The sequence below is a fragment of the Phyllobacterium sp. genome, assembly GCF_037994405.1.
GTDB lineage: Bacteria > Pseudomonadota > Alphaproteobacteria > Rhizobiales > Rhizobiaceae > Phyllobacterium.
Genome location: NZ_JBBNAN010000072.1, coordinates 1 through 5,644, shown reverse-complemented (window position 1 = coordinate 5,644; position 5,644 = coordinate 1). Strand labels below are relative to the sequence as shown.

The window sequence follows — 5,644 nt, the reverse complement described above, 5'->3', positions numbered from 1 at the left end:
GGTCACCTCCCTCGCTTACTACCGACCAAGGTGGCGCATCTCGATTGGCACAACGACCTGTCACGTTTGTTGCTTGACGTCAGTCAAGCCGTCGGCAATCAGGCAGATGAACGTGGAAGGGCGACTGTAATCCGTCGCTTGCGGCGCGCTCTGGAATCGGACGCTTCTGTGCATTGAACTGCCCGCAGTAACGGAGAACGGCACATTAAGGCTAGGCAACGGTGATGCGGTCATCGACAATTTTTACGCCAGGTACTGACCACGCAGCCCGCTCCGCCACACTACGATCCGACCAAATTCGCACGCATCCCCCAAGGATGACCTTGCCACCCTCCTCTACATTAACGTTAATGCCCGAAGCTTCGATTCGAGCGTTCCGCTTTAGGGCATCTTCGATACGCGTTTTTACGTCGTACGCGGACACATAAGGCGTCACTTCAATATTGTTGGCGACATCGAACACACCTGCCAATCCGCGAACCGCCTCCATCGCCGCAATTTTTTGATAGTTCCATTCCACTTTGCCTGTCAAAACCACCCAGCCGTCTTCGACCTTGACCTGGACCGCTCCCTCTGGAATGGCGGTGTTCCAGCTGATGACATTGAGCGCCCGCTTGACAATTTCGTCATCCGCTGTGAGATGGCTACCCAGCGGGCGCACCTCGATTTCCAGTGCTATTCCGCGGACGCCCTTAACCCTGCAAACAACATCCGCTGCAGTGTTTTTTTCTGAATAGGTGGGTACGTGGCCCGTCAAGGTGACAACGCCATTTTCGACCGCAACGCCAATATTCGCAGCGTCGACACTTGGTTCAAATTCCAGTTCGTCCATCACGTTTTGTCTCAAAGTCATGTCGTTCATGTTGCTTTCCTTTCCTGCGACCGGAGGACCTTGATCAACAAGATTGCAGCGCTTCGCAGTTGGGCGCATTGACCGAAGTCAAACCATGTCCCCTGGCATTTGTGCTTGATTAAAATCCGTTAAGGAGTGTGAAGGCCATGCCATACTCATTTCGGAACGGCAGATGGTTTGCTTCAATTCCGAAAGAAGCAAGCATAATGGTCAGTAATGTTCGGAGAACCCGCACACATTCTGACTATTCAGGCGATACCAGCCAATACGTGGATTTTGGCCCGCGACAGTTACACTGGAATGGATGTGGTCCCTTTACGATCCGCGACGGACAAAAGATGCGGCAATCAACGCGAGCGCGTTGATGCCAATGCATTCATAACTTCCTCATCAGACAGCTGCGAAAAATCACCGTAGTGGAAGCCAATTGCTTCCAGCGCTGCAGGCTCTTCGAGACAGACTACTTGATCAACCTCGTGCCTTAGCGCTTCCATCGTTTCATTTGCCCCAACTGGAACGGCGAGAATGACCTTTCGAGGCTTACGCTGTTGCAATCCCAGGATCGCAACACGAGCGGTTGCCCCGGTCGCGATGCCGTCATCGACGAGGATCACCGTGCGTCCCGCGATATCGATCGGGGCTTTCTTTCCGAAATACAGGGCACGGCGGCGTTCGATTTCCTTGAGTTCTCCGGCGCACTCCCTTTGAAAGGCCTCTTCTGAAACTCCGCTACTGTAGAAGACATCGTCATTTCGCACTATTATCGGATGAGAGCCGTCAATGACCGCACCCATAGCGAGCTCTGGTTGATACGGGACGCCGACCTTGCGAACAATAATTAGATCAAGTGGGGCGCCGAGTTCATTTGCGACCTCGACTGCAACAGCTACACCGCCCCGCGGCAGGGCAAGCACCACGACATCCTGATTGCGATACTGGTTTAGTGCGTTGGCCAATTGCCTGCCGGCATCGACTCGGTCTTCAAACATGGCGGACGCTCCATCTGATCGGCTGCTGATGAATTTGCGTAGAAGAACACTCCATTTGGATGCAGTCTTTGATCCAGCGCAATGCCAAGCTTCTCGACGGCGAATAGTCTCGTTGAATGTTGGCTGCCGCCATCTGCAGCGAGGAGGGTCAAAATGAACAGGTTCCCTTGGCAGGATGGTCTGATCACGATGGTCGGCCTCTGGTTGTTTATCTCACCCGTCATCCTTGGATATGGTGCCCAGGACGCTGTTGCACTTGATGCAGTTTCCTGGAATTTCATTCTCTCAGGACTGGCCGTCGTGACAATCAGCGTTTTGACACTGTTTTGGTACCGGTCATGGGAGAAGTGGGCAGACATATTGATTGGCGTTTGGCTCGCGTCAACAATGAACTTTGCGGACATGGTCTCTGCGCGGCTTAACGCAGTTGTTATGGCGATTATCATCGTTGCAACAGCGCTTTGGATGATTTCCGACGGGCGCAGACCCTTTCACACGTCGTAGGACGCGTCGTCCCGGCGCCGTATCGAGAACAACAATGACAAAAGCCCTGCATTTGATTGTTATCATCATCAGCTTAACATTTTTTGGCAGAGCCGTCGCGTTCGCGGACGCATCTCTTCCATCGCTTGCGCCCATGCTGGACCGCGCGGTTCAGAGCGTAGTGAGTATTTCGGTCAAGGGAAAAGCAGCCGAGGAGATTGATCCGCTGCTTCAGGACCCGTTTTATCGCCGGTTCTATGGCCTGTCGGAGGCAATGCCTCCGCAGGCATTTTCGTTTCAGTCGGTAGGTTCCGGCGTTATCGTCGATGCTCAGCGTGGGATGGTCCTGACAACCTACCATGTCGTGGAGCATGCCAACGCTATAACTGCCACTCTTAACGATGGAAAAACCGTGGAAGCAAGGTTGGTCGGTTCGGATTCGGAAACTGACCTCGCGCTGATCGAAATCAAGGCTGAGGGGCTCTCCGCGATGCCGGTTGGCAATTCAGATGCTCTGAGGGTTGGAGACTATGTAGTTGCTATTGGCAATCCATTTGGCCTCGGGCAAACCGCGACATTGGGCATCGTCAGCGCCCTCGGCAGACCGGGTTTAGGCAACGATAATCTCTCGGAATTCATCCAGACAGACGCCTCCATCAATCCCGGAAATTCTGGCGGTGCACTTGTCAATTTGCAAGGCGAACTTGTCGGCATCAACAGCGCTACAGCCGGGAGCGCTCTCGGCGTCAGCTTTGCAATACCAAGTGCCTTGGCCAAGCGTGTTGCCGATGAGCTGGCGATGCACGGGAAGGTTAACCGGGGAGAGCTTGGCGTTGTCGTTCAGGACATGACCCCGAAGCTCCGCCTTGCGCTTAAAATCAACCGTGATTCAGGTGTTCTGGTAGGCCAGGTCAAAGCCGGCTCTGCGGCCCAGCGTAGCGGCATTCTTGCTGGCGATGTCATTACAGCCATTGACGGGCACCCGGTGGGAAATGCGATTGAATTTCGCCGGAAAATAAGCAGCTTGGCACCCGGTACGGCAATCCGGCTCTTGATAGAAAGATCCGACAAGGGACTCGAAATTACCGCACGACTTTCCGACAAGGAATATGATCGTTCCCCACAAGCTCCCTCCTCCTTTCTTGACTCCATTGTTCTGCTCGATATCAAGACCGAGGCGAGGCCGATTGGCCAAACGAGTGGAGCGCTTGTCCTTGCGATCGATAAAGATAGCAAGGCCGCGGCAGCGGGTCTCGTTGAAGGTGACATTATCGTCAGCATCAACCGGCAAGCCGTTCATTCGTCCGAAGAAACACTCGGTTTGGCCCGGCGAAGTGCGCATCCGCTGCTTCTTGGCGTCTATCGCGACAATGTCCTTCAGTTTTTGGCTGTTGAATGAAAGCTCGAGATTTCCAGTGGAATCGCGCCGTATTCAATCATCCAGCTGGAAATACGACAATTGTAAGTATCAACGGAGCCTCCGATGTCGGATTTGGCAGAAAAAGTGCGATTTTTAAGCCAACCGGAGTCCTACGGCGGCACAACTGAGCATGTGGAGGCGCACGAAACCCACATGTCGTGGGTCTTCATGACCGACAATCAGGTCTACAAGCTCAAAAAGCCGGTCAGATACCCATTCCTGGATTTCAGTACGTTAAAGAAACGGCAATTCTATTGCCGGGAAGAATTCCGGCTTAACCGTCGGCTCGCAAGTGAAACCTACACTGCCATTGTCGCACTACGCCGCAAGCGCTCAGGACGATTGACGCTTTCAAACGAGGGTCGCATCACCGATTGGCTGGTCGAGATGCGACGCCTCCCTGCAGACCATATGCTGGATGCCCGTATTCGCCAAGGCCACGTGGAGCGAGACGAGATCTGCAGAATCGGCGAATTGCTTGCCGCTTTTTATGCCGGCCGCTCTCGAGAACCGGCGAATGGCAATACCTACCTGCGTCATTTCGAACATGAGCAAACAATCAATCGTTCGATCCTTGAGCGATCCGAGTTCCAGTTATCCGATCTCGCGGGCAATGCACTCGATACGGTGGACCAAGCGCTCCTATTGCTCAGGCCTCTTGTCAAGTCACGGATTTCGCGTGGCATAATCGTTGAAGGACATGGTGACCTTCGTCCCGAGCATGTTTGTCTCACGGACCCGCCGCAGATCATTGATTGCCTGGAATTCAACCGGGCAATGCGCACAATCGACCCTTATGATGAAGTGAATTACCTCGGACTGGAGTGCAATATGCTCGGTGCAGTCTGGATAAGACCGCTTCTTAGCAAGGTCCTGGAAAAGAAGCTCGGCAACCCGCCGGATGCACAATTGATTGCCTTATACGGCGCATTTCGGGCCCTGTTGAGGGCGAGGCTGTGTATGGCCCATTTGCTCGAAAGCCCGCTTCGGCATCCCGAGAAATGGCGACCGCTTGCCATTCGATATATCGCGGCCGCTGATAGGGAATGTTTAATGCTGCCACGCCCTGCTTTTAGGACGATAGCCCAAGGTACAAAAGTGCGAGCTACATGAATATGATTGAGTTTTGGTCGGCGTGACGAAGTCTACTAAGAGCATAATTCGCCGCGTTTGTTCGATGGCCGCTTTCAACCCAAGATAGATAGATCTTCATATGCCGCCAGCTAGGATTTAGCGCTCTACAGCCTTAGCAATTGGCAGCTTTCAGATGTGCCTTCAACCGAAATCCTGACTTTCTCCTTCATCGTTCGGTATGTACCCCCGGCCATAAATTCCGAAGCGATTTCTGCATCGAATTACGGACCTGAGTGATTTCTCCCTGAGAGATATGCCGGTCGATGAGTCTGAAGACAGCGGCCACGGCGACATCGGCGTTGTCTAGTGGGTCGTTCTTAAAGTCACTTGCAACCTGTGCGATAAAATCCTGCTTCTTCCTCTTCCATACGGGTGAAGTAGACGGATCCCACCCATCGAAGAAGACGCCTCTAATGACGATAGGTAACTGCGCCGACATATCTGCTACTTCTTCAATCGACAGAAAATCCCGCATCGTGTGGAGCACTGCTCTCAGCAGCCGGTAGGCGCGAGCTTTGTCACCCCAATTCAGATCGTCATCCAATTCATTGACCCACTGTTGCGCTTGCTCTGCTCCATGGGTGAAAGCAGTGATGCTAGTGTTGCTCATTGACGTACCTCCTGATGGGCCAGCGCTATTAACAGAGCGAGTTGAGTACGATTGCATTTAGCCAGATCAAATCCAGTCCATTGAGCCGCTGCTACGAAGTTACAGCACTCCTTGCCGCTTTCTACGTCTCGGCCGCTGGACAGGAAGCTTCAATC

The 5,644-nt window shown here is 53.3% G+C and carries 6 protein-coding genes; 3 read left to right on the top strand and 3 right to left on the bottom strand.

The features are described from left to right. Positions 1 to 211: 211 nt before the first annotated feature. Positions 212 to 862, bottom strand: coding sequence for a BON domain-containing protein (locus AAAC48_RS04300; RefSeq protein ID WP_340652986.1), 651 nt, complete (start codon positions 860 to 862; stop codon positions 212 to 214). Between the two features lie 338 nt (positions 863 to 1,200). After that, complete coding sequence (locus AAAC48_RS04295) at positions 1,201 to 1,842, bottom strand: phosphoribosyltransferase (protein ID WP_340652985.1); 642 nt, start codon at positions 1,840 to 1,842, stop codon at positions 1,201 to 1,203. A 153-nt stretch (positions 1,843 to 1,995) separates the two neighbouring features. Here AAAC48_RS04295 and AAAC48_RS04290 point away from each other — a divergent pair, with 153 nt between their 5' ends. The 3 genes from AAAC48_RS04290 to AAAC48_RS04280 all read left to right on the top strand — a co-directional run bounded on the left by AAAC48_RS04290 (position 1,996) and on the right by AAAC48_RS04280 (position 4,858). Then, positions 1,996 to 2,346 (top strand): hypothetical protein, encoded by a 351-nt coding sequence (locus AAAC48_RS04290; protein ID WP_340652984.1) that lies wholly within the window; start codon positions 1,996 to 1,998, stop codon positions 2,344 to 2,346. A 34-nt stretch (positions 2,347 to 2,380) separates the two neighbouring features. After that, entirely contained in the window at positions 2,381 to 3,724 is a 1,344-nt protein-coding gene (locus AAAC48_RS04285; RefSeq protein WP_340652983.1) for a trypsin-like peptidase domain-containing protein, read from the top strand. An 84-nt stretch (positions 3,725 to 3,808) separates the two neighbouring features. Further along, positions 3,809 to 4,858 (top strand): hypothetical protein, encoded by a 1,050-nt coding sequence (locus AAAC48_RS04280; RefSeq protein WP_340652982.1) that lies wholly within the window; start codon positions 3,809 to 3,811, stop codon positions 4,856 to 4,858. Between the two features lie 187 nt (positions 4,859 to 5,045). On the opposite strand, the gene AAAC48_RS04275 is transcribed toward AAAC48_RS04280, so the two are convergent. Further along, the gene (locus tag AAAC48_RS04275; protein ID WP_340652981.1) at positions 5,046 to 5,489 is read right to left on the bottom strand and encodes a DUF2267 domain-containing protein; all 444 of its coding nucleotides are present in this window, start codon (positions 5,487 to 5,489) and stop codon (positions 5,046 to 5,048) included. Between the last annotated feature and the right edge of the window lie 155 nt (positions 5,490 to 5,644).

Coding starts and splice junctions, on each gene's coding strand:
- AAAC48_RS04300 (WP_340652986.1), bottom strand. CDS start 862: ATGAACGACATGACTTTGAGACAAAACGTGATGGACGAACTGGAATTT.
- AAAC48_RS04295 (WP_340652985.1), bottom strand. CDS start 1,842: ATGTTTGAAGACCGAGTCGATGCCGGCAGGCAATTGGCCAACGCACTA.
- AAAC48_RS04290 (WP_340652984.1), top strand. CDS start 1,996: ATGAACAGGTTCCCTTGGCAGGATGGTCTGATCACGATGGTCGGCCTC.
- AAAC48_RS04285 (WP_340652983.1), top strand. CDS start 2,381: ATGACAAAAGCCCTGCATTTGATTGTTATCATCATCAGCTTAACATTT.
- AAAC48_RS04280 (WP_340652982.1), top strand. CDS start 3,809: ATGTCGGATTTGGCAGAAAAAGTGCGATTTTTAAGCCAACCGGAGTCC.
- AAAC48_RS04275 (WP_340652981.1), bottom strand. CDS start 5,489: ATGAGCAACACTAGCATCACTGCTTTCACCCATGGAGCAGAGCAAGCG.